Here is a 23978-nt window from a genome sequence, read left to right on the forward strand (position 1 = left end):
TATTAGGTAGGCTTTTCGGTAATAGGTAGACTTTTCGGGCTGTAGCCAAACTGTTTTTTAAAAGCATGAGAAAAATGCGACAGATCTTCAAAGCCCAGATCAACAAAGATGTCCGAAGCAGATCGCTGTTCTTCCATTAGAAGATAATGTGCTTCGTCCAGCCTTTTTCTGAGTATCCATTGATGCGGCGAGGTTTGAAAAACTTTTTCAAAATCCCGCTTAAACGTGGCCAGGCTCCTACCCGTAAGGCGGGCAAAACGCTCCAAATTGACGTTATACCTGTAGTTCTGGTTCATAAACGCTTCAAGGTCTATTTTATGCGGCTCCGAAAAATCAAACAGGATATTTTTGAGTTCAGGTTTCGTCTGAAGGAGGATCAACAAAAGTTCCTTGATTTTCAGATCAGTTAACGACTTGTTATTTAAATTGCTTTGGAGAAGGGCCTTCAGCGACAGGATAAAATTTTCGAGGACCGCATTGATATCAATTTTAACCAGCGCTTCCGTTACGGTTGCATGTTCGGATTTCAGCTGATACTCATGCGCAAAATTCTTTAGCGTTTCATCACTCAGATAGATATTCAAACTTTCGCAGGCGCCGTTTGGTGGTGGAATCTTTGCAAATTTTACCAGCTGGTTTTTTCTGATGAGATGAAAATCGCCCGGATTCGCAGTATGCTTGTCTTTATTGTCGGACAACATAAAACTACCCGACAGCTGATATGAAATTGTATGCTGCGCTACAAAATTTTCCCCTTTTCTGCTCACTTGGTGGTAACAGGAATAGACAATATCGGAATTTTCTAGCATAAGACGATCGATCAAGACAAAGCGCCGTCCATGCGACTACGCTTTGTCAAATGTATAAAAAATTAGCTTAGTACGGCTTTGATTTCAAGGTAAGGTTGCAAACCATATACGCCATATTCCCGTCCAATGCCCGACTGCTTGAATCCACCAAACGGAACCAGTGGGTCGTGACTGAATCCATTGATACAGATTCGCCCGGCATCGATTTCTGCCGCCACACGTTTTGCCCTTTCGCGATCTGCCGATGAGATGTAAGCTGCTAGTCCGTAAGGGGTATCATTGGCAATTTCTATGGCTTCCGCTTCAGTTTGATAAGGAATAATACACAACACAGGACCAAAAATTTCTTCCCGAGCAATGGTCATCGCATTGTTGACAGCTGTAAAAATGGTGGCTTTCACAAAATTGCCATCTTCCAGACCTTCAGGTTTTCCCAATCCGCCGGTCAACAAAGTTGCCCCTTCCTCCATTCCCGTTTTAATATACCGCTGTACCCTATCAAACTGCTTCACGCTCACCATCGGTCCGATGTTGGTATCTGCATTTTGTGGCAGACCGACAACCATACTTTCGGCAGTGGCCTTTGCTAGGGCATTTACCTGATCCAGCTTATGCTGTGGCACCAAGAGTCTTGTCGGCGCTATACAGGCCTGGCCACTATTCATATAGGCGCCGTATACGGCCATCGGAATTGCTTTATCGAGATCTGCATCATCCAGTATAATATTAGGCGATTTTCCACCCAGCTCGAGCGTGATGCGTTTCATGGTATCTGCCGCCCGTTTTGCGATGGATTTTCCTACAGCTGTAGAACCCGTAAACGAAATTTTGGCAACATCAGGATTTTCGGTTAGTTTCGTGCCCACTACATTTCCGAGACCTGTTACCACATTGATAACACCTTTCGGTAAATCCGCATCGTGAAAAGCTTCCATCAGCACTTGCGTCTGCAAAGCACTCATTTCGCTGGGTTTGACGACTACGGTACATCCTGCGGCAATTGCGGTAGCGACTTTACTGGCCACTGAACTGTTGCTGGCGTTCCAGGGCGTAATGATAGCGACAACACCGACAGGCTGAAATTGCACCGACGCGGCGTTAATTGCTCGTTCAAATTCAAAACTGTTGAGTACTTCGATCATACTGTCAAACCAGGCTCCGGTATGCTCGTTGCTCATGGTGACAAATTGATGCGTTCCGCCATACTCTTCGATCATCGTATCGATAAAATCCTGCTTTCTCTTCTCAATTGCCGTTTTCAGGCTTGTTAAATAACCGATACGTTCCGAAACGGTAGATTTTGAAAATGTCCGGAAGGCAGCTTTAGCGGCTGCAATGGCATTTTTTGTGTCGGTTGCATCTGCTAAAGTAACTTCTCCTATCTTTTCGTTATTAGACGGATTGATGAGATGATAAATTTCCGTTCCGTGGGGGATTACAAATTCTCCGTTGCTATAAATCTGATTGACTGTTTTCATGTTGCTAATTTTATATAGCAAAATTAACTGTACCATTCTAAATCAACTTGGCAAAAAAGCTCAATTATACTTGGTAAAAAAGCTCAGGTTCCACAAAAGGCACATCACCAGCCGAGCGGGATTTTTCACAAAATCTTTTCCAATTCATTTCTGTGATCCTCGCCCCATTGTGCTGTTACCTCGATGACCGGTATCAGGCTTTCCCCCAGCCCAGTAAGTTCATATTCTACTTTCAGCGGAAGCTGATCAAAGACGACCTTATTGATCAAACCATGGTCAATCAATTGGCCAAGTTGCGCATCCAGTACTCGGCGGGTTGCATTGGGGATTTTCCGCTGCAGCTCACCCGGGCGCTTGATACCTGAATGAATGGCCCAGAGCAGGTTTATTTTCCATTTTCCCTGAACCACCTGTAGGAACAGATGTAAACCGCAATCTAGATTGACCGGAAGCTTTTTTTCGTACATAGCTGCTATATTTTACGAAGGTATAAAGTGGGTATAGATAAATTTATCCGTAATTGACACGGGTACTTTATGCCCTTAACTTTGCAACAAAGTAAATATAAAAATATGAAATACAAGTTATTTGGATCAAAAACAGGACTGCATGCCAGTGAAATAATTTTGGGAGCAGCCAACTTTGGGACAAGAAAAGGCTACGGAGCCGATCCCGAAGAGTCAAAAAAGATTTTAACAGCTTATGCAGACGCAGGGGGTAATTTTATCGATATATCGGATGTCTATCAATTTGGAGAGGCAGAAGAAATCGTAGGCAACTATCTAAGGGGGCAACGAAGTAACTTTATCATTTGCTCAAAATATACCCGAAGTAGTGATCCCAAGCCTGCAATCAGTAATTTTGGGAACAACCGTAAATCTATGCGACAGGCTGTTGAACAAAGTCTAAAAAGACTGAAGACGGAATACATCGATATTTATATGCCGCATTACGATGATGGTGTAACTCCATGGGAAGAAATAGCTTTGGGACTTCAAGATCTGGTCAGCGAAGGGAAAATAGTATATGCGGGGCTCACTAATTTCCCCGCATGGAAGGTATCGGCCATTGCATCAGCAACAAAAATCACTGCTTTACAGATTGAATATAATCTATTGCAACGTACAGCAGACCGCGAACTGATCCCGATGGCGAAGGAATTTGGTCTTGGTCTGATGATGTACTCGCCACTGGCTGGCGGACTGCTCACCGCCAAATATAGAAAGGGAGAAGCCGGTCGCATCAGTCATTCTTCTGAGGCTGAATATTTGGAAGACGAGAAAACCAAACTGATCATTGATGAACTGGTAGCAATCGCGGAAAAACAGGAAGCAACCCCCGGTCAGATCGCTTTTGCATGGAATTTATCAAAAGAGGCATTTCCCTTATTGGGAGCACGCAATATCAATCAATTTGAGCAAAGCTTGAAAGCGGCTGAAATTAATTTGACAGCTGATGAGCTGACCAAACTGGATGCTTTAAGCTCCATTAGCCTCGGGTATCCGCACGATCTGCTGAATACTGTACGCGGTTAATTTTGAACGATTGAATCCAATACAATCAAGAAAGAAGTAACATAATTTGAATTAAAATTGCGCCGTAAGCCAAAAAGTAATTCTATTTTAGTGAACAGCATGACTTCTAGCAGCAGTATTGCTGTTCGATTATAAGGGAGCTAAAGAGATTCTTTAGTATATTTACTTAACTAGTAGATGGATGGCAATTAAATAATATAGGAAAGAAAATGGGTCAATACTTTTGGATTGCAATTCCAGCGGAGCTATTTTTTCAGTATTGCGGCGAAACGATAAAAAAACATGGTGCGCAGGCCTATATTGAGAAGATAAACCGTCGTTCAGGCGAACGGAGTTATGTGAAATATAGCAAGGAAAATCCGTCGGCATTTCTGGAAAGCTTTTCATCAGCGGATTATCATGGTTTTTACCTGTCCACCTATCCCTTTTCAGATCGGGAGACGGTCACAAGCTCCGGTCTCTTCTACGACTCACCAGTAGCCGAATATACAATCGCAGGAAACGGTGGCTATGAAACGGAGCGGACAAGAGAAATCATCCACTTGCGCCAGATCATGAAGCAAGCGGACAAATCCGCAAAAGCATTTTTTGCCGCCTTACAGCGCAACCTCAAAAAGATTCCCGATCTACGCGATACCCTGAGGAGTGGGAACAAAAACCATTTTTACCTGCCGACATCAAAAAATATTATTCCCCAAAACGCGCATAGCCGGCTTATAACACTACCCTGGGAAGAACACTGCCTCAGCAAAGACCTCGTCTACCAACAGCAATGATTCACATTTATAACATAAACAAATGGCAAAATCTATTTTAACAATAACACTGAACCCATCCGTAGACAAGAGTACCAGTGTACAACATATCGTTCCTGAAAAGAAATTACGTTGTGAAGCACCTGTATATGAACCTGGTGGCGGAGGAATTAACGTATCTCGGGCCCTGAAAAGACTTGGTTTGGCTTCGACTGCTCTGTTTACATCCGGGGGAAAGACAGGCAGTCTGCTCGAAAACTTATTGAAGCTGGAAGATATTGATATAGATCCTATTCGGGTGAATGGCGAGACCCGCGAAAACTTTATTGTAGTTGACAGCGCAACGAATCAGCAATATCGATTTGGGTTTCCAGGCGAACAAGTTGAATCCAACGAGCTGGAGGGAATTAGGACTTCAATTGAGGAACTCACCTATGTTCCGGATTTTGTCGTTATCAGCGGCAGTATGCCGGCTGGTATGCCGCCCGAGTTTACACGATCACTGATCAATAACTACAAATCGAAGGGCAGTAAAATACTAATTGATACATCTGGCGATGCACTTCGCCTTGCACTGGATGAAGGTGTCTATTTAATCAAACCGAATGCCGGCGAGCTCGCAGCGCTTGTGGGAAAAGAGGAATTGGGGCATTCCGATCTGGATATAGCCGCCCAGCAGCTAATTTCGGAGCGTAAAGCTACGCTGATCGTGGTCTCGCTAGGTGCACAGGGCGCTATTTTGTATTCAAAAGCAGAAAAAATCCAGCTACCTTCACCAGTGGTAAAAGTGCGCAGTACTGTGGGCGCTGGTGACAGTATGGTCGCCGGAATGGTTTCTGTCTTAGCCCAACAAGGCGATCTGGAGCATGTCCTTCAAATGGGAATTGCGTGTGGCTCGGCGACCACGATGGCGCAGGGAACCGGACTGTTCGCTAAGAAAGATGTCGAAAGGCTGTTTTCGGAAATTAAAAAAAGATAAAAACTGAGGATTTTGCCTTACAAATGAAGATGTTGCCTTACAAAAAGGCGCACAATCCCGTGCACCTTTTTGTTCTACTCATCTTTTCCGTTTCCCCAGTTTGGCTAGTAGACCAGTCTTTAAATATTAAATGATAAAATACCATTTGCAAGCCCTAAAACACGGAGACAATATCAATTATTTATTATGATATTTTAATAGATCTTTTTCATACCTTTCTAGACTCCAAATAATCTTCCATCTCTTAAGATATTCTTTCATTGGCGGTAAGCCAATCTTGGATCTGAACTCATCGACTTTAGCAGGCTCCTGAATTGGCAACACATAGTATGCAGAACCCGATTTGCCAACTTGTGTACCATATTTCTGATTATCATTGCGCTGTAAAAGATATCGGTCCTGGAATAACGCATAATCGGTGGCTCTTATTTCTCCTTTCGAAACGGCTCTTTCCACCATATCGATATACTTTTGTTTAATATCTAAAGGCGCGTGCTGAAGCACAAGAAATACTGTATTGATTCCCCTCTGAGATACCTTTTCTGCTCCTAGCCATCCGTAGCTATCTAACAGTAAAGAAATTCGATTCTGATTTTCTGAATCGTTTTTAGACATTTCACCATAAAGCTTTTTCATTTCCAAACTATCATCTGCCTTTACATTTAAAAGTTTCATTCTGGGGAGCTGATCGTTTTCATAAATAGTATCTAAGATGTGAATAAGCTTTTTGTCAAGAGACTCATAATTATTAGACTGGATAGAATCATTGAAGTAATAATTTGCCTTTATCTTACTCTTTAAGTTTTCCCATCTTGGAATATTTTCTAACTTTTTAAATGCACTATCTGCCTCTATTTCTATGTAACTACCATATCCGACTTTAATTATTTTATTAAATTGATTCTCAACAGAATCTAAATTTCCTATTAAAGCCCATAATCTTCCCGCTTCATATCTATCTTGAACAAGCCCTTTATCACCATTTTCGGCAAATGCGCGCTCAAGCATAGTTACTGCCTCTTTATATTTATTAGTACTCCTATAAATTCTAGCGCTATCTATCAGTTTTTGATAGCGTTCAGGGAGCACCTGACTGAAACTTTTAGAACTAGATAATATCAAGAGGAAGAAAATAAAAAAAATATTGTATCCTTTGATTTTTGTTATGCAATTATGCTGCTTCGTCATCATTCCAACTTGCTGTATATGGGTCATAGAAACACTTTTTTGGTTTTTCTGAATAGTCTTCATCTTCATGACCGTAGTCCATTTGGTCGAATTTTTTATAATCGGGAAACGCATTTAGTTTAAATTATTACACACGAAATGTGTTTAAAAAATTACAAATAATAAATCAAAGCTGAAATTTTTTTTAAAAATTCAAATAGCTTACATTATATTTCTTGAAACATAAAATAATAAATACCATCCACTAACACTTTCTGTATCGTAAATTGTCGATGAATTGAGCTGCCGAAAGATGTCGATAGGCTGTTTTCGGAAATTAAGAGAAGATAAAAAGGCGCACGATCCTGTGCGCCTTTTTGTTCAACTCATTTTTTGCGTTTACCCAGCTTCGCCAGTAGCCTACTTGTTGCGAAACTGACCAAGGTACCTAGTGCAGCTGTCAGGGCGGTCTGCAATACATCGCCCAGCGAGATGCTGGCCCAGATGGAGCAGATGGTACCACCAATAGCCGAGACGCGGATATCATTCACTTTCATCCATCGCGCTCCTTTCACCTGTAGTTTCGGCTCCGTTTTTAGCGGACATGTTATCTCCAACGCCCTCCGAAGTAAACTTATCGCTTTCCAATTCAGAAGCCGGCTTCTTACCGTTCTCTTCCACCGAAGCATCCTTATCGTCCACCTCCGGCTGCGGCTTAGCCTCGTCCAATATTGTTTCCACGATACCAAGCCCCAAAGCCAGGTATTTTAATACATTTCCCACCTTACCCGGCAGCTTTACAGGTGCCACCAACAGCAGTTGCAGCACCTGTCCTATTTTATTGAAGATCTTTTTCATCTGTATAAATTTGTTTTTCAATTGAGATGAAGCTATCAGATTTATTCATTCCCCAATATGATTGAATAAATCATGATGGTTTCATGTTTACTTTTTTAAGGATGATCAATTATTTAGCAGGAACCGCTACTCACTCGACCTGTACTTCGACAAGCCCCTGCAGCATCAGTTCGGCCACTAGCGGATAGAACTTTTTGTAGGCGACTCCCGAGGCTAGCAGGCGGTAGTCACCATCTTCCAGTACATACTGACTGCCCACCAGCACACAGCCAGCAGTTTCTTTGTAGCTATTCCCTTTGTGGAAGTAGACATAGCTAAAATTATGAATACCAAGTATCTCAAGCATACCACGATGCATCTTTGGGTAATCGTCGTAGTAACGGCCATTCATTGCTCCGCCGCGGTTAAAACCCAGCGGGTAATACCCTGCTGGTATGGCGGTTTCGCCCCTTCTTTTCACGGGACGCGGAATATTCTCCAGTCCGTAGCAGACAAACTGATTGTTCACATAGATCTCGGACAACGTGCTATGCTTGCCCTGTTTTGTGCGGAGAACTTTTATTGTTGATTTCATACGCTAGCTATTCATTAGAAAAGACCGAGGTATTGACTTCTGGAATACAGGTTTTCATCACGATCATGCAAGAAAAGGTACAGGTGCACCGGTCGATCATGCAGAATGGAAGGCAGCTCGATCGTCATCTGGAGATCCTTCCGCAGCACCTGTTGTTCATTGATGGCTGCCTGTTCCCCAATAATATCATAAGCACAGAGTATGACCTGGTCATCCCATTGGTTATAATCTTTGATGTTGGATTCGGTTACATCCCAGCTCAGCTGTATCGTATTGGACGTACGCACACAGGTATTCACTGCGAGCGGAGACAGCATGCCATTGCTAATTTTTGCCAGGGCGGGCACCACCTTAAAATCCGGATATTCCCCCTGTATCACGTTCGTCAGCGTATGTGACATGGCACGGCCAAAAGCCGCCTGCACCGTGCACTTGCTATGGGCAAAACCTTTGCGGATGAGCGGGTACAGCGGATTTAAAAATCGGCGTGCCAGCCGAAAGCGTTCCTGCGCAGCCTCCCTACGTGTCGGATCTGTAACCTGCTTTTTAAACTCAGAAATCACCAGCATGTCTTATCGTTTTGTGTTCAAAAATCAGGAGGAGCCACATGCTCCTCCCTTTCAATTAATCCTTTAGCGGCTAAGCCAGGTCAAATTCGCCCAAATACGTACTTTTGGATACTTTCTCGGCCTTGCGGTCTGTAAAGAAAATCCAGACATGCCCCTTGCCTCCGAGCAGGTGGGCCGGAATGACGATGTCTATCGTACCGGCGGCACGGGTGGGCGGCGTAGGTGCGGTCATAAATTCATCCTTTTCGGGCGAATAAACCAGGATAATCACCTGATCATCGGCCTTGGTCTTGTACAGGCTGTTCAGGATGGTATCCCAGTAGAGGGAAAGAATTCCATCACTCACAGTAGCCTCCATGCCACCGCCATTGAGGTAAGAGCCGGTACTGATTTCGATCTTGCTGTAATCCAAGCTAAAGTTTGGATAAGTACCAGTTACCGCCTGTGCGATATTGAGCTGCAGCGCCACATTTGTGGGCGTCATCTTTTCGGTTTTGGAGAGCCCAAACCCCACCTGCAGGATCGGCGTGATCGGCATCAGGAATTTGGAGATTTTCAGAAAACGGTCCTGTTGGATCAGCTGTTCTTCGGACATCCCTTTCGTCCGCTTTTTGGGCAAACCTTTAAGGTAGTTGATAGATTTCCAGGACGAGGCGATCACTGCGCCCACTTTACCACTTGCTCTTCCGATTACACCATTGTTGATTGTTGCCATGTTGTTCTTTATTTAAAAGTTAAAACCCATAAAGCTTTCATTTATACCGGTATGTAGCGCTTTACTTCGACAAACATACCACATCACACAGCCCCTTGTCAATAGCATAAAACAGGTTGGCGGAGACTCGTCGGCGGTAGCCCGTCTTTTGTCGGCGTGTTGTCGGAGGCAATCGGGCATATTCCAGGTACACCGCCGTCTGGCACTTCAAAAACTACGGGTTTGAGCAGCAGTCTCGGGCCTTTGCTTCGGACCAGCTCCGTACCTGCTTCGGATCAGCAATAGATCTTGTACAGATACTGACCAGACCTTCACCAGTCTCCGAACAGGGAAATACTGTTCAGCAACGGATTAACAGTGGCTGCTTTTACATGCAGCCCCGAAGACAATACGAAGCAGGTACGAATAGTGTAGGGATTTAAGGCATTTGCCGCGGCCATTTTTTATATTCGGCCACATACAGCTGCACCACATCTTTTTTGAGAAAGAGATCCGCATTGCCCTCTTTATAGGTGGCTTTGAGCAGGCCTTTGGCGATACGGCGCTCGATGGTGCGCACACTTTTGCTCAAAAAATAGGCGACTTCGTGGATGGTCATTGTACCGGTCAGCTTGTGGAGCTCCGTATACTGCTGTTCTTGCAGCAGGTCGAGGATACGGTCCAGCTTGGCCTCTAAGGGCGTATATCCGATGCCTGATTTTAATTGAAAAGAATAGTGGATTTTAAGGTGAATAGCTGTCGCATTGGACACAAAACAGGGGGTGATCTCCTGTTGATCAGGAGATCCTTTTACAAAAAACATAAACGGGTAAGGTTAGCTCGACTAACCGCCGAAATCCAGCGCAGCAGCAGACCTGTTGTCTACTGCGCTCGGTCTATCTAAGTTTATAAAGTGGGATGATTCAATTGAGCCGAATAAGGTTATCCCATCCCTCATGCGCTAGGTTATTGACGTTATCCAAAAAATCCTTTAGTTTTTTTTCTTTGCGCATCCATTCAGTTATCTGCAGCAGGTTGCTGATTTCCAATTCCGTCATATTCAACTTGAGGCTGTCAAACACTTCCTTACGAAACTCCAGGTAAGTGGCATTTGGCAATATCGGTTGACGGACGAGCATCATATTTACCCTACAGGTTTTATTGATGCGGAAATACCATTTATCAAGCCCCAACCTTTCTAGCTCCTGCATGAAATGATGGGCTTCCAAACGGATACCATTGATCAGGACGACTTCTTTTTTTCTTTTTTGGGAAAAATAAAAGGGCACATCAAACATACGTACAGCATCCATCTGCAAGGTCTTTAAATTGAATGGCGAATCTTTATGCAGCACATCATAGAGTGATCCGATTACGATAGTCCTATCCAATGCACTTGGAGGTGCTATAGTTCCCGCTCTATCTGTTGTGTTTTCCTGCGACATGACCTCTTTCCCTAACAAAGCCATCACATTTTCAGTTGTTAGCCACCATAATTTGCCGTTACGAAAAACATAGATCACGTAGGCTATAAAGCCTAGACCAATAAAAGGCATATAATGCAGCAGATAGCTTCTTAACAAGCTGTACGTATCTTCGCTGCGGACAGAAGCGAAACAATAGATAATGAAGAGATAAATCGATAGAATCGATATAGTTGTAGCAAGAATTGCACAGCAGAGCTGACCTTTGGGTATACTCTTGGTCATGACCCTCCCCTTGCTCATGAGTATCAAATCAGGGTACCGCTTCTGCCAATAAGTCCAAAAGGCTTTAAGAAACATCTGCGTGAACACGACCGCAACACCAATCGCAATTGCAAATGCCACTGTCCACATCCAATAGGTCTGTGTCCAGAATCGATTCAGATAAATACCGTGATTTCCGATTAAATTAAAAAGCATGGAGATGAGTAAACTCTCCACCGTTAGTTTTAATACTTTCATATGTTATGTCAAGCTCTCTTAAATGGCTCAGGTTTATACTGGTTTACAGAACCAATTTACTAAATAAAATCAAATATTAAGCAAAATTTAATCACCCAAAAGAAGATTATCCTCCAAAATACCGGAGGTTAGGACAGGTCGGTTGCTAATTTGATCTATTTAAATAAATATTTGCAAAAACACAATTTGTATGAAAGAGAACTTTGACAATCCAGGTGTGGCGCAAAAAGTAGCCACGCTTCTTGCGCTACCCTTAGCGGAGCGAGCACTAGAGATGCAACTTCTTAAAGACGATTTTGCAGTCTGGATGGAACACAATTTTAACCTCGATCCCCATCAGGTAATACAGCTCTACAATTTTCCCAATGGGTTTCGGAAACAACTTGGCACGGCTATCAGCAATTATCTCATGCAGGGCAACGTACTTCAATTTCAAAAAGAAGACAAGGGAGATGATGATGATCCAGAATTTAAGGAGCTTATGGTTCACGGCCTCGATGAATGGCAGGATGGTGTGGCGACAATGATGTTCACTCCCCTGTTTATCCGGATTTCCTACATCGGTCCGCAGCAGTAATCCAACACCACGTTATCCAAAAACCATTTCCCCCGATCATACCGAAATCCTGACCGGGGGGATTTTATTGACCTATACACCATTATGAAAACAGCACTAAAGATCGATATCGCACAGGTATTTGACCAGCCGATCAGTCCGAGAACTGATACGCTCAAGCCAAGAATAAGCATGTCCAATGCGGACTATCAACATTACGAAAACCAACATGGGCAAACCTGCCTGCAGCAGTTTGATGGCATGCTCGGTTACATCAATATATTGGATCTGCATCTACCTGCCGATATTGTCATTCCGATGCAAGTCACAGCGTCGGATATGCATATCTTTTATCTCTTTACAGAAGATCGTGCTATTCAGATCAGGGATGTCCAGAAGCGGATCAGTTACAGCATCTCTTGCAATCGCGGCCGCTACTTCTACTTAACCAGAAGTGATTATGAAATCCATGTTCCTGCCGGAAGGTATACCCTCGTTAACTTTTATTTCCGCGGCAGCATTTTCCGCGATGGCAATGAGCGTCCTTTCCAGTTTCTTCACCCCTTGATCCATGCCTATCGAAAACAAGATCCGAATTCGTGGTGCAGCATCGATTTCCGTGCCGGCACCAGGACCATTTCATTGATGAAAACCATTGCGTCAAAAATCAAGAAAGGTGACCTCGACAGTGAGGTCAATATCCTCTGGGGTATCAAGAAACTGATCCAGCTATCGAAGGAAAAGATCTTTGAAGAATATGACAAGATTTCGGAGTCCCAAATCAAATCCAAAGAAGCCCATGCAGCCATTAAGCAGGCAGTAGCCGAGCTTGGCCAGGATTTTAAACTGGATGATATTGCCTGGCAGCTCGGGATCAGTATGGACTATCTGCATCAGCTTATCCAACTTTATTACGGACAGAGTCCTCAAGAGCTGAAGGTAGAATTTATGCTGGATCTCGCCAAGAAATATATTGTGGAGGGTATGTCTACCGATGCAATCGCCTATGAACTGGGCTATGCCTCACCGAGCAGTTTTGCACGCTTTTTTAAAAAGAAAACGGGCATGACGGCTACGGAGTTTTTTAAGCGGTATAACCAAGACTATTTATAAAATTTATTGTTAAATTAACCTAGTGACCTAAAAACATGAAAGAAATCATTCAAAAAAGCGTAAAATTTTTCAGCGTGATCGGACAATTTTTTGTAGCTGAGCCAGCTGACAAAAGCACGCTAATTGCGAGAAAAGTCTGTGGAAAATATAGAGCCTGGAAATATGGCCCGCTACGTATTTGTATCGAGATGGCCGCCTCCTATTTCCCTGAAAATTATCAGCTTGATGAAGAGGTACTCAAGGCAGCAAATGCTGCTGGCAACATTTATTCTACTAAAGGTATGCTTTATTATCTCTTGTCCAATGCGAGAAAGGTAGAGGCACCACGGCAGCCATTACCCATTAAAAAGAGCTATAGCTATGTGGCATGGCAGATGATCAATCTATCAAAAGTGAATATTGTGACAACCCTCACTAAGCACCCACGTTTAATAGAAATCCGTGAGGAAACGCTGGAACTGTCTGCTGCGAAAGCCGAGATACTGATCTTGAGCAGCGGTGGTGATTATCTTGAAGTAAATCATCTTCTTTCGAAGATTGACCTGACACATAAATATGTAATCATCTGTTCTGTTTTTGAAGAAGCTTTTATACACGATCATATTCTTTATCGATTAGATCGGAAAATTTCGCCAAATTTTAAAAGCGAAAACGAATATCTGGCATTCATTGACGAGATTATCCAAGAAGCCACCACAATACCTTTGAAAATTTAACCGTAGCATCCCCTCCCGAGGGGATTTTTTATTGCTATACCCTTTCATTATTCCAAACCTGTATATACTACTCTCCAGATTCAGTCAAGTTCACCTGCTTTTTACTCACGAACTTTGGAATAAGATAGTCGCGAAAAAGAGAAGCCTGAGCGGGCAAGGAAATAGTCGCGGCAGATAAATCGTAAATAACATGAAAAGAGCTAAAATATACCATTGGACTTATCAACTATTAAGATGCGGAATGATCTTCTTCTGGCTCTATGTTGGCATGGACAAAATATGGATCCATGATGCATTTGAGCTCTCACTGGTTCATCAACCGCTTATTGGCTCCTTTGCGCCTGTCCTTTCCTGGTTGATGCCACTGTTGGAAATTTCTTTGGCCGTCTTACTTTTTATGCCACTTAAGAAACTGGAATATCTAGGTTGGTCAGTATCCCTTCTTTTGATTCTTATTTTCAGTATCTATATCGCCTTGGGTGTATTCGGCATATTAAAAAATGCGCCTTGCATGTGCAGCAGCTTTTTGACCAACGTCAATCGGATCACACACCTCTGGATAAACGCGCTGTTATTTATCCTAACCCTCGCAGGGCTTTTTCTCAGCAGAAAAACATCAAATAAAACAGTTCAACATATTCAAAATAAAAGCCATAAAAACAGAATAAATCTGTTCCTCCTATTTTTTATTGTTATCGTCATTGGTCATGTCCAAGCGCTGTTGAAAGGAAAATCGAAGAATGCTTTCGACTACCCCATGCAGGGCGCCCCGTTCCCGAACGAGCTTGTAGAGGGGTTACAGTAATTCGGCTACAGCATAGGAAAACCAGACCGTAGTTTCAGAAAAAAGCTATGGTAAATTATAAACACAAATTGTCGCAGACCAAAAAGTATTTAAAAAAGAAAAATAACAGCGGTCTGCTGTACAGAAAGGAGGATAGTCATATGACTAGTATCTTCAATCGCAAAGGCTACATGATGTTAGCGATAGCCTTCGCAGTATGTTTCAATGGCGCAAAAGCTGTTGAAAAATTATCCGGCAAATCGTTTTCCAGCGTGATGCTTTACTTTCATGGTGATCCGACAAATAAATCGGAAGTGGAAGATGAATCAAATTGGAAAACTTCGCCAAATGGTCAGAGCTGTGATGAAGCGCAAGAAGCGGCCTGTGCCCTTGAAGTTGATGCTTCTGATGTAAGTGGCGGTACGCTGGATGATTCCAAAGTTCAGATTGAGGCTATCGAGGCCGAAGAAGGAAATGGTTATTTACCTAGTGAAGCACCAAGTTCCAATGCAACACAATTTGATCCTATAAATAGAACTTTATAGGACGAGAATTGGTGCAATCGGTTTACTGATCGCAATTTAGGCGGCTTACACCAGTAAGCCGCCTTTCCTTTTTAGCGTGGGTTCTGTAGCATACCTGTGATCCTAATGATATCGTCGGGCAAGGCGATGGCATAACGGTTGTCATTTGGTTTGAGTTCCACTTGCCCATCTTCTCCTTGCCGGATCAGATGGATTTCTCGACCTTCGAGGTTGAGTCTCTTGATGTCCATCCAACGCAGTCCTCTATAGACTAATTCTTTACGCCGTTCCAATAAGATTGTATCCAGTAAATCTGTGGCATTCATCACGTTGATTGGTATAAATGTTCCCGTTTTATAGCGTTTTTCCAGTAATAGATTAAGATCAGCCAGCGCTGCATCTAACTTCCCTTCTCTTGCCAGACATTCAGCTCTAGTGAGATAAATCTCGTCTGTCGCGATACCTCCAAATAGTGCAAGTGCACCAGTATACTGCCCTTTAAAATTTATAATACCTTTAGTGATCTTAAAAAACAGCTGCTTACGTAAATCATTAGTATCATATGCAAGATATAAGAGCGTTTCGATACTGGAATAAGCTGCTGTAACCGTCGACGATCGCAATTGGGTAAAAAAAGCAGTCTCCCTATTAAAAATCGCGAAGGGATAATTTGCCGAAGCTTTTACATCCCCTTGGTCATTGTAGTTCATTAGTTCGTGCTTTATGTTGAGATAGGCATTGGCATATACGAGCGCCTGCTTATAATTGCACATCGAAAGATAAGTTCTCGCCAATAAGCCGTAAACAGCCAGTTTACTGGGGCGCATCGCATGTGTTGCTTCTGTCGGCAGTAATGGTTCGGCAGCATGCAGATCGGCGAGCACTTGGTTATACCCTTGTTCCACAGAGGAGCGCACCGACTTGACGTTAAAATCCGACGTCTCTCTTAAAACAATACCAAGGTCAGTTTTCGCGGTATTCGTGTCGAAGGCTTTTGAATGAGTCCATAAAAGACTAAGGTATGCCGCCGAACGAAACAATAATGCAGACCCCTTGATACGGTCCCAATCGAGCACATTGCCGCTATCTCTTTGAATGGCCTCTATTTTCTCCAATACCAAATTCGCATTATAAACGGTTGTATACATGGCAGACCAGTCGTTGGCATAGTTGTACACTGTTTCCTTCCATAGATATTGTTCTTTTGATTCAACCGCAAGGGTATTTAGGTTCTCTAGGGGTATATACACATTATCAGAAGAGCGCTCGCCAAGTCCACAATAGTTTAGATTCATGTTTTTGGAGTTATCCAACAGCCCCTGTAAATCTTCAAGACTGTTGGGTACGACCAATCTATTGTTGGACTGTATATCCAGATACTTGTTGCATGACAACAAGAGTAAAGGACATAAAAATATGATTATAATTATCTTTTTCATCTTTTAAATATTAAAATCGGCAAATACATGTATTAATAATCTATCTGGATTCCGATCGAGAACACCTTAGGTGGGGATAATCGATAAGGATATTCAGGGTCTATTTTCTGCCTGTTACTTCGCCATAATATACCCAGGTTGGCAAAGTTTCCGTAGAGTCTTACATTCGTTTTATTGCCCTTTTGATCAAATGCCTTCTGCCAGGAGAAATTAACGTATTCGAGCCGTATATGATCTCCCTTCAAAACATGTATTTCCGATTGCGTATAAAATGCATCTGCAGACGAAACGAGCGGGTACGACATTTTTGGCGTATTAGTGTGCAGCTCATCCCCTTCTTTTTGCCACCTATTTTCAAAATCCGGATAAGCATTTCCGCTTTGGAACAGGTTAAAATAAGAAGTTGCAGGTTTTAAGAAATAATAGTCTGCCTTGAAACTTACATTGAAGGCGAGGGAGAATTCATGCCATGAAAAACTGTTGATCAAATTTCCAAACACCTGTGGCTTGGCGGAGCCAAAGAAGCGGATACTTCCATCGCTAGTGGATGTTTCCACAGAAGCCGACCGGATTTTGGAATAATCGGTACTCTTTTCACCATTGACATAGCCCTGAGCTATCCCCTGCTCGTTCAGACCTGCCCAACGGTATGCGGCGATCGCATTCAGCGGCATGCCGACAAGCGGAGTTATTTTGTTGCCGTTTCCTAGAAAACTCAATACTCCCTGATTCAAAGATTGATAGTAAGCAGTTGTCTTATTGGAATTTGTACTGAGATTTAACCGCGTATCCCATTTTACCCCTGTCAATGTATTCTTTGAAGTGATACTGATATCGAGTCCCTTACCTTTCATAGACGCTACATTCTTCGTGATCACATTACTTGCTCCCCACGTCGTGTAATCATATTCTGTAGAACCATATAGATCCTTACCCGATTTTACATAGTAATCTACAGCACCATTAATACGACCATTCAACAAGCTATAATCCAAACCAAAGTTTATCGTACCTACTTTTTCCCAGCGTAATGACGGGTCATTGAGTTTGGAAATATTGAGGATACGATATTTCGTGTACGAATCCGTCTGCACATTGGCAACGGGCTGTGGTGTTTTTGAAACATCTACATTTCCACTGTAACCATAAGTTGCTCTCAGCTTCAGCATATCTATCCAGCTTCTCTTCATAAACTGCTCTTTACCCAATTCCCAGAAACCGCCAACCGACCACAAGGGCGACCACTTGTCGTTGGTCAAAGCACCGAATATATTTGCTCCATCCTGTCTGAGCGAAGCGGATAGAGCATATTTTTCCTTCCAAATTGTTGAAAAATTGGCAAAGGTAGATATGTATCTATTGACCGTCTTCGAGAAATCAGGTGCACCGAGTATATTCTGATACAGATCATCAGGATTAGTCTTGAATAAGGTCACATAATCTACTGGAGCATAAGCCAAAGGCAGATCATTGTATCCATATGCGGTAAATGAATTGCCTTTCTGGCTATTTTCCCTGATTTCCGCACCTAGGATTCCCACGATGTGGTATGCCCCAAAACGCTTATCAACATTTCCCTGTCCCCGGATCGTATAAGAATGTCCGTCAGTCAGCGAATTTCTTAATAGACCCGATTGAGGCACAGGATAAGTCAGCTTTCCATTGGCATCCATCTGAATAAATTTATTTATCGTTGATCTCGCATCATAACTTTCCAAGGTACTATTGGTTTCGCCCTTTATAGACTGCAATTGATATTGACCCGAAAGGCTGAGTTTTAAAAATGATTTTACCTGATAAGCCAAACCAAAGGTAGCGTATAGCTCCGCGAGCTTTGAGGCCGTATTGCTGTATTTATATTCCGACATTGGATAATAAGACCAGTCCAAAAATCCTGTACTGTATTTCTGGTCCACATAGAGTTGCCTGTAATCCCTCTCAAATGGGATTTCACGCCCCTTATCATCCACAAATTGCAGGTACGGAACCGATTTTCCATTGTAGGTCAGGCCGGTAAGATCAGGTCTTCCCGACTTGGATAAAGCATTGGTATAATTCATCCCGAAGTCAATCTGCAGTTTACTGATCGGTTTGAACGTATTCGAAAACAAGAGATTGATCTTCCTATTTCTATCATTCAACTGTGACCTGTCCGTGGTATAGCCTGTCGCAAAACCATAAGCATGTTTGGCACCACCGCCGAAAATATTCAGATTGTACTGCTGTGTAAATGGACTTTCATAAAATGCATCAGCATAGTTTTTTAAGCCATCCTGCAACAATAGATTATTGATGAGTTTGGCAGAATCAAGAGAACTGATCAGCTCCTTTTTTCTTTTATCCAGGATATCGATTACAGGTGTCATAGCAGCATAGGCTACGCTGTTGAGGAAAACATTATAATATCCCTTGTCAAAGAGCATTTTTTCCACTCCAATAAAATCCTGATTTGACATTCGGTATAACTGTGTCAGGTCAGACTTTTGATTGAACAAAAAGGTGCTGTTAAACGATATTTTCGACCGTTCATTAGTCCCTAGTTTCCCTTTTTTGCTCGTAAGTACAATGACACCGTTACCAGCCCGGGCACCCCAGATAGCTGCTGCTGCCGCATCTTTTAATATAGATACCGATTCAATGGTATTCGGGTCGATGTTGGCGATATTACCCTCATAGATAAAACCATCCAACACGATCAAGGGGTCCATTTGTCCATTTATTGTACTCAAGCCACGGATAGACACATTCAACTTTTGAATGATCGGGTTTTGGATGGGCTGATTGTCAAACCGTACCGCTGGTACCATATTGTTCAGCCGCTGCATAATATTGGTACCCGTCTGCTGCTTCAACATATCTTCGGTTATCATACCTACCGCGCCTGTTACTTCATTGGGCTTAAGGGTCTGATAGCCCGTATTCACTTCGACTACATCAAGATATTGGTCGGAATGCTTTATCGATAGCGGTTCCTTCTGAAAGAAATAATCTACCGAAACTGTGACGGTTGTGTAACCGACACCTGAGACGATTACCGAATCTTTCCGATTCATTCCTGTCAGGCTAAATCTGCCTTCTCGGTCGGTTTTAGTTTTACTATTACCCAATTTTGAACGAACAGTAATACCGGCGATGGTATGCTGTGCATCCTTATCTATAATTACCCCCTGTATCACTATCCGTTGCTCCTGCTGGGCCTTGCCCAACAGGAAACACACACTGCAGAGCAGTGTCAACCAAAATGCTCTCATGATTATTTTGTGAGATAGATGTACGGAAATTCTTTAAAGGCCTTTGTCCTCGTCAGTATAATGCCTTTGTCTTTAAAAAAGTCTAGCTTTTCCTTCTCCGTTCGGTAGATAAAACCAGCGGGAATTGTTATATCGACACTGGTAATCTCCGACTGATCTATTTCGATAGGTACTTCGAAAACATAAGACAGATTTGACAGAATAGTATAAATTGGTATCTTTTGCGCATAAGATTCATTATCGGGCGAGCTCGCTTTCGATATGACCATATTGTGTTTTGTCTTTAATTTTTCGAATGCAGGCGTGTAAGATACTTTATAGTATTCGACTGTATCTTTTCGTCTTTCTACGGCAATTTTAAAAAAGTGGACAAAATCATTTCTATAAACATCCCGTATCTCCTTTTTGGTTACAGAATCCCGATTAAAATATTCGTACCAATACCGATTGCGGATCAGTTTGAGCTTAAAGTCTATTCCCAATCCAGGCGCATAGTAAGCATTCCTCACACTATAGTCTTTCATCTCCAATGGGAACGCATACTTCAGCATAAAACTCAGGGTATGGTTTCCGATCCGCAAGTAAGTTGTGCCGTCCCTATAAACTGTATTTGGATAGCTATCCAAAAAATTATCCCTTTGTTTAGCAAATGCGGAATAGTAATAGGTGCTTGTTGTATCAAATAATGATCCACCACCTCCTCTTCCTTCTCCACCTGTATTATAATAGATCCCTTTGTTTTTGATATTTCCCTTCGCCCCCTTGAGCCAGGCTTCAATATTACCATCTGTCAAGTTGTTTGCATTAGTAGTGGCTACAAACTCACCTTTGGAGTTGATCACAGCAGTTGTTGGCAAGGTATTGTGTTCAAAAAGTGTTGTAAATACGGTGTCGTCCAATATGGAGCCTAATTTAGGAACGTAATTAAAATCCTCCCTATATTTTTGGAAACGAGTCTTGATCCGCTGTGGGGTATCCTTATTGCGTTTGCTATTGACCATCAGAATGACCATATCCTTTTTGAACCGATCCTGTATCAATTCCATTTTAGGAATTCCCTCGATACAGGCTTTACAGCCCGTAGACCAGAAATCAAGGACAATCACTTTGCCTTTAAAATCAGCTAGCTTTACTGTCTTTTTCTTGCCATCAAAATAATTAAGTTCCAATGGTATTTTCCAGACAGCATCAGGAATAGGCTCACCTGGATTGAGTACGGTTAGTCCATTGAGCCCATCGGCCCCGCTGTCCTTGCGGGGCGTCTGAGCCGATAAACTAAACATAGAAACTAGTATGAATAAGATTACAAGTAATGTAATCTGTATAACAGGAATATTGACTACCTTATCCAATAAGGCAGTGAATGATTTTGATGTTTTTATCATCTGCTTATGGATTCGGTATTATTCAGCAATTCGGTTAAAGAAATCGTGGATCCTTTGTTTGGCTTCCAGATCGGCCGTAATGGTGTCGGCAGGTTCAGCAAAGGTAAATGGCACCGCATCGATTTCGATCTTGCGAAAGTGCACCAAGAAATAAGCCATCAGCACACGGCACACTTTCATCAAAAAGGTATGCATCTGTTTTACATCAGCAGCATCTTGTTGTTCCTCACTCTTTCTATAGTTTTCAAAGAGTGCCCATAGGCTTTCCTGACAATCATTTATTGTTTGTTGGGACCAGAACTCCCGAATGGTATTTAATGGATCGTATCCATTGTCGTATATTTCATAACATGCTAGCTCAAAGGATAGCAGATTGTTTGATTTTTGGTTCATAATTTAGTTTAATCGACGACAAACCTTTGGATGCTCGCTCAGATACAGGCATAGCTTTCCCCTTCGCGATTTTTTCGCGTTCAAAAGGCTTGTCATTGCACAGATCAAATGCGACCTATGCGAAATGGACAAATAAGATTAAAGTCCGAAAAGCGCCGAGATACAATTTCAAGGCATAAATAGGGTTCATTATGGCGCTTCCTGCCGGAAAGAAGTAAAAACCGACCTACAGCAATATCGTCTTGCAATAAAAACTAAGGGTAAAAAGTTTGGACTCAATGAAAATTTGCTTAATTTTAAGGTGCGAATTTTAAATCAAGCAGTAACATTGGCCAATATTACCTTTTAATGCAATTATATAAGTGTATAGGTCGGTGACAGGCACATCAAGAGGGAAATAGACTGAACTGGGTTCAGCTGTCTTTTCATTTTAAGGAAAGTCAACACCTCCCCTTTTTACTACTCTTTACAGCCTGTTTTTGATGGAGCGCAACCTATTCAGGCGCGCGGAATATGTTCTTTAAAAGTGATTTGCGGGAATACCTCTTCATGCGATCTCTGATCGAATGCGGGTAATGGGGGATGTGTGTTCGTTTCGTTCTCATAATTGTTTTGGTTTTTATGTGAACGACGTCTCTCTTTAATGTTCTAGGCTTCGCAGTAGATTAACCAAAGAATGAACCTTAATGCTTCTGACCAGGCATCGCCAAACGCCAACCTAACCGAAGTTAGGGTTCCCCAAAAGACTGACATAAGGTTCACCCTCTGGTAATTTTTACAAATATAAACATTACGCAGAGATATGGCGAACCTACGGTCATCTCGTGGGAATTTGGCGATTTCGGAACGAGAGTGACATCGTTAAGTTGGGCTTACCACCCTACTTTTCGCTATAACTACATGACAAATATAGAGATATAAATAGAATAAATCAAATAAAATTAAATCTATTTACAAAAATGGCCAACGAAGAATTCTCGAGAGCACTTAAATATTTAAGACTTAAATTTAAATTAAGTCAAGAAACAACAGCAAAAATTGCAGGCATTATACAATCCGATTATAGTGCCTTTGAACGTTTAAAAAGAAAATTGAATCTAGATGATGCTAACAAAATTTCCACACGTGTCTGGGGAGTTTCATATAAGAATTTTGTGGAGTTCTCTAAGGAGGAAATTGACTTAAAAAAATTACCCTCACCTACTCAGGCAGCAATAGCGGAAAGTACAGGTGGTAAGCTAAGATCAACAGAGAACTTATTGGCAAACGAACTAGATCGTCTCGTTTTGGAAGGTTATCTGAATAAGCCAACGACAGCGAAGCATCTCCATTCACAGATGGATAAAAAACTCGAAAAAAGGAAATTTACTGAAATCACAAATCTCCTCAGCAAACCTCCACGCAACCAAATGATCGTAGCACTGTTTAAAAATAGTTCGCCAAAGATCTTTATACACAAAGATCATGCTGCAAAGTATGAAAAGATGTCGAAGGAAGAGGTTTTAAAATTAATTTCTATAAGTGGGAGTAAGAAAGAATAAATCCTATCGCAACCAATAATCTGGTACTTCAAAGGTAGGTTTAGGCGCAATCTCTATTGTAATAATAAAAGATAATGCATAGTAAATTTTGGTATATTTTCTTAATAGGCGTTTTAATATCTTCTTCATCTTGTTCGAATAAGATGAAGAAGATATCAAAAATAAACTTCAATGGAGAAGATTCTATTGAGTTAGCATATAAAAATGATCAATGGATTTCAGACACCTTAGCTTCTAAAAATATAGTTGTAGATAAAAACAAGATTATTTTAAACAAAATCCATTATGATATGGACGCTGAATATTTCTATGACAAGGAAGATAGATTAGCTAAGATAATTGAAAAGAGGTATGTAGGAGAAAATCACAAATCATTATTTATTACTCGCACTTACCGCTACATTTACGAAAATAATAGATTATTACAAATCTTATTAAATGAAAAATGTGATAGCACATTAGGTTATTGTCAAAATTACAGCGAGAAATATCAAATTTTCTACAAAAACTCAGAATACAATAATTCTGTGTTCTTATACTTTATGTATAATGCAAAGCTACCTGTTAACTTGCCATTTGATCATTCTAAATATTATATTCAGTGTAACGCTGTGTTTGACAAAATTTTGAAGACATCCAGCGTAGAGATTGCTAAAATCTATTATTTTAAATATGAATATAAAAATTCCTGTATAACACGTATGAGAGTGGAGAATAATGATACAAAATATAGCTACAATTATTTTTTTCATTATCTTGATAATTAACTCTTATATTAAAAATATACTTCCAAAAAAAATAAATAATGGTTTTGCGGATAAAATAAATAGAAGTTTGAACCTAAACCGTTTTTATTGCAAAATCAATTTTAAGTGTTGTTCTTCATATTTTCTTGTTTGCCGTATTTTTTTT

Annotated in this window: 25 protein-coding genes; 10 read left to right on the forward strand and 15 right to left on the reverse strand. The window is 41.6% G+C overall.

The window, feature by feature from the left end; genetic code table 11:
- Positions 1-2: 2 nt before the first annotated feature.
- The 3 genes from CBM24_RS15150 to CBM24_RS15160 form a co-directional block, all read right to left on the reverse strand.
- A complete protein-coding gene (locus CBM24_RS15150) occupies positions 3-809 on the reverse strand; it encodes a helix-turn-helix domain-containing protein (protein ID WP_088161812.1) in 807 nt (268 codons plus the stop codon).
- Between the two features lie 62 nt (positions 810-871).
- A complete protein-coding gene (locus CBM24_RS15155; RefSeq protein WP_088163579.1) occupies positions 872-2287 on the reverse strand; it encodes an aldehyde dehydrogenase family protein in 1416 nt (471 codons plus the stop codon).
- A 125-nt stretch (positions 2288-2412) separates the two neighbouring features.
- Positions 2413-2754 carry a winged helix-turn-helix transcriptional regulator gene (locus CBM24_RS15160; RefSeq protein WP_088161813.1) on the reverse strand — a complete coding sequence of 114 codons (342 nt, stop codon included), beginning with the start codon at positions 2752-2754 and terminating at the stop codon, positions 2413-2415.
- Positions 2755-2859: 105 nt separating this feature from the next.
- On the opposite strand from CBM24_RS15160, the gene CBM24_RS15165 reads away from it, so the two are divergent.
- The 3 genes from CBM24_RS15165 (at position 2860) to CBM24_RS15175 (ending at position 5556) form a co-directional block, all read left to right on the forward strand.
- Positions 2860-3822 carry an aldo/keto reductase gene (locus CBM24_RS15165; protein WP_088163580.1) on the forward strand — a complete coding sequence of 321 codons (963 nt, stop codon included), beginning with the start codon at positions 2860-2862 and terminating at the stop codon, positions 3820-3822.
- 209 nt (positions 3823-4031) lie between these two features.
- The gene (locus tag CBM24_RS15170; RefSeq protein ID WP_088161814.1) at positions 4032-4598 is read left to right on the forward strand and encodes a hypothetical protein; all 567 of its coding nucleotides are present in this window, start codon (positions 4032-4034) and stop codon (positions 4596-4598) included.
- 22 nt (positions 4599-4620) lie between these two features.
- Entirely contained in the window at positions 4621-5556 is a 936-nt protein-coding gene (locus CBM24_RS15175) for a 1-phosphofructokinase family hexose kinase (RefSeq protein WP_088161815.1), read from the forward strand.
- A gap of 177 nt (positions 5557-5733) precedes the next feature.
- Here the strand turns inward: CBM24_RS15175 and CBM24_RS15180 are convergent, their stop codons facing one another.
- The 8 genes from CBM24_RS15180 to CBM24_RS15210 form a co-directional block, all read right to left on the reverse strand.
- Positions 5734-6807, reverse strand: coding sequence for a DUF6624 domain-containing protein (locus CBM24_RS15180; protein WP_157698469.1), 1074 nt, complete (start codon positions 6805-6807; stop codon positions 5734-5736).
- A gap of 302 nt (positions 6808-7109) precedes the next feature.
- Complete coding sequence (locus CBM24_RS27310; protein WP_157698470.1) at positions 7110-7298, reverse strand: hypothetical protein; 189 nt, start codon at positions 7296-7298, stop codon at positions 7110-7112.
- Positions 7267-7581: a hypothetical protein gene (locus CBM24_RS15185; RefSeq protein WP_088161817.1), complete on the reverse strand. Its 315-nt coding sequence runs from the start codon at positions 7579-7581 to the stop codon at positions 7267-7269. Before CBM24_RS15185 ends, CBM24_RS27310 begins: the two co-directional genes overlap by 32 nt.
- A 130-nt stretch (positions 7582-7711) precedes the next feature.
- A complete protein-coding gene (locus tag CBM24_RS15190) occupies positions 7712-8155 on the reverse strand; it encodes a DUF5675 family protein (RefSeq protein ID WP_088161818.1) in 444 nt (147 codons plus the stop codon).
- A gap of 14 nt (positions 8156-8169) precedes the next feature.
- The gene (locus tag CBM24_RS15195; RefSeq protein ID WP_088161819.1) at positions 8170-8724 is read right to left on the reverse strand and encodes a DUF6266 family protein; all 555 of its coding nucleotides are present in this window, start codon (positions 8722-8724) and stop codon (positions 8170-8172) included.
- Positions 8725-8794: 70 nt separating this feature from the next.
- Complete coding sequence (locus tag CBM24_RS15200) at positions 8795-9439, reverse strand: DUF6266 family protein (protein ID WP_088161820.1); 645 nt, start codon at positions 9437-9439, stop codon at positions 8795-8797.
- A 418-nt stretch (positions 9440-9857) separates the two neighbouring features.
- Positions 9858-10241 (reverse strand): DNA-binding protein, encoded by a 384-nt coding sequence (locus CBM24_RS15205; RefSeq protein ID WP_088161821.1) that lies wholly within the window; start codon positions 10239-10241, stop codon positions 9858-9860.
- Between the two features lie 100 nt (positions 10242-10341).
- On the reverse strand, positions 10342-11364 hold the full coding sequence (locus CBM24_RS15210) for a hypothetical protein (protein WP_088161822.1): 1023 nt from the start codon (positions 11362-11364) through the stop codon (positions 10342-10344).
- 190 nt (positions 11365-11554) lie between these two features.
- Here CBM24_RS15210 and CBM24_RS15215 point away from each other — a divergent pair, with 190 nt between their 5' ends.
- The 5 genes from CBM24_RS15215 (at position 11555) to CBM24_RS15235 (ending at position 15078) form a co-directional block, all read left to right on the forward strand.
- Positions 11555-11941 (forward strand): hypothetical protein, encoded by a 387-nt coding sequence (locus CBM24_RS15215; protein WP_088161823.1) that lies wholly within the window; start codon positions 11555-11557, stop codon positions 11939-11941.
- Between the two features lie 84 nt (positions 11942-12025).
- Positions 12026-13033, forward strand: a complete 1008-nt coding sequence (locus tag CBM24_RS15220; protein WP_088161824.1) for a helix-turn-helix domain-containing protein — start codon at positions 12026-12028, stop codon at positions 13031-13033.
- A gap of 35 nt (positions 13034-13068) precedes the next feature.
- The gene (locus tag CBM24_RS15225; RefSeq protein ID WP_088161825.1) at positions 13069-13749 is read left to right on the forward strand and encodes a hypothetical protein; all 681 of its coding nucleotides are present in this window, start codon (positions 13069-13071) and stop codon (positions 13747-13749) included.
- A 190-nt stretch (positions 13750-13939) separates the two neighbouring features.
- On the forward strand, positions 13940-14554 hold the full coding sequence (locus tag CBM24_RS15230; protein WP_157698472.1) for a MauE/DoxX family redox-associated membrane protein: 615 nt from the start codon (positions 13940-13942) through the stop codon (positions 14552-14554).
- Positions 14555-14601: 47 nt separating this feature from the next.
- Positions 14602-15078: a hypothetical protein gene (locus CBM24_RS15235; protein WP_088161827.1), complete on the forward strand. Its 477-nt coding sequence runs from the start codon at positions 14602-14604 to the stop codon at positions 15076-15078.
- Positions 15079-15149: 71 nt separating this feature from the next.
- Here the strand turns inward: CBM24_RS15235 and CBM24_RS15240 are convergent, their stop codons facing one another.
- From CBM24_RS15240 to CBM24_RS15255, 4 genes are read right to left on the reverse strand one after another with little or no spacing between them, the layout of a single operon-like run.
- The gene (locus CBM24_RS15240) at positions 15150-16496 is read right to left on the reverse strand and encodes a RagB/SusD family nutrient uptake outer membrane protein (RefSeq protein WP_088161828.1); all 1347 of its coding nucleotides are present in this window, start codon (positions 16494-16496) and stop codon (positions 15150-15152) included.
- A gap of 32 nt (positions 16497-16528) precedes the next feature.
- Positions 16529-19747 carry a SusC/RagA family TonB-linked outer membrane protein gene (locus CBM24_RS15245; RefSeq protein ID WP_088161829.1) on the reverse strand — a complete coding sequence of 1073 codons (3219 nt, stop codon included), beginning with the start codon at positions 19745-19747 and terminating at the stop codon, positions 16529-16531.
- 2 nt (positions 19748-19749) lie between these two features.
- Positions 19750-21132, reverse strand: coding sequence for a TlpA family protein disulfide reductase (locus tag CBM24_RS15250; RefSeq protein WP_088161830.1), 1383 nt, complete (start codon positions 21130-21132; stop codon positions 19750-19752).
- 18 nt (positions 21133-21150) lie between these two features.
- Positions 21151-21525 (reverse strand): hypothetical protein, encoded by a 375-nt coding sequence (locus CBM24_RS15255; RefSeq protein WP_088161831.1) that lies wholly within the window; start codon positions 21523-21525, stop codon positions 21151-21153.
- 959 nt (positions 21526-22484) lie between these two features.
- On the opposite strand from CBM24_RS15255, the gene CBM24_RS15260 reads away from it, so the two are divergent.
- Together CBM24_RS15260 and CBM24_RS15265 are read left to right on the forward strand one after the other, a co-directional pair.
- Positions 22485-23066, forward strand: a complete 582-nt coding sequence (locus CBM24_RS15260) for a helix-turn-helix domain-containing protein (protein ID WP_088161832.1) — start codon at positions 22485-22487, stop codon at positions 23064-23066.
- Positions 23067-23209: 143 nt separating this feature from the next.
- On the forward strand, positions 23210-23833 hold the full coding sequence (locus CBM24_RS15265) for a hypothetical protein (protein ID WP_088161833.1): 624 nt from the start codon (positions 23210-23212) through the stop codon (positions 23831-23833).
- The last annotated feature ends 145 nt before the right edge of the window (positions 23834-23978 follow it).

Source organism: Sphingobacterium sp. G1-14 (assembly GCF_002196555.1).
GTDB classification, from domain to species: domain Bacteria; phylum Bacteroidota; class Bacteroidia; order Sphingobacteriales; family Sphingobacteriaceae; genus Sphingobacterium; species Sphingobacterium siyangense.